Below are 431 nucleotides of genomic sequence, written 5' to 3' on the forward strand. Positions count from 1 at the left end.
GTGTTCGCCCCGACATCCAAAAAAGGTTCTGCGTAGGTGATATGGGGTTCTTGGGGAGTGGAGTCGCTCCACACCTGTTTGACGCGCGTCCAGTACTCATAACCGTAATACCAAGGGCCGGGCAAGCTTTCGCTCCACTGTGTAGCGGCCCCCGGAGATAACCCTTCTTCAAGAAGCGCGAACTGGTGGATCGGGGTGACACTGAGCCCATCGGATCCCGCCACCCCGTCAGAACCCGCCTCTCCGGTCTCACCATAGGAGACGAATGAGGTGGCCAGCAGCTCGGTCTTGGACGAATCGGTGTAGATCTGCACATCGAAGGCCCCCACCGAGCTGTAGCTGTACGAACGTACACCTCCTGTCATGGTCCCGCTTGCACCGCTTTGGGCCCAGCTGCTGCCGTCCCAGCTGCGTGCATGCACGTATACCGA

Annotated in this window: 1 protein-coding gene; it reads right to left on the reverse strand. The window is 59.6% G+C overall.

The window, feature by feature from the left end; genetic code table 11:
* Positions 1-314, reverse strand: a 314-nt coding sequence (locus ACODJP_RS13805; protein ID WP_422482485.1) for a hypothetical protein, incomplete at its 3' end; no start/stop codon positions are given.
* Between the last annotated feature and the right edge of the window lie 117 nt (positions 315-431).

Origin of the sequence: Pleomorphochaeta sp. DL1XJH-081 (assembly GCF_049310885.1) — a bacterium.
GTDB lineage: Bacteria > Spirochaetota > Spirochaetia > Sphaerochaetales > Sphaerochaetaceae > CAYZJV01.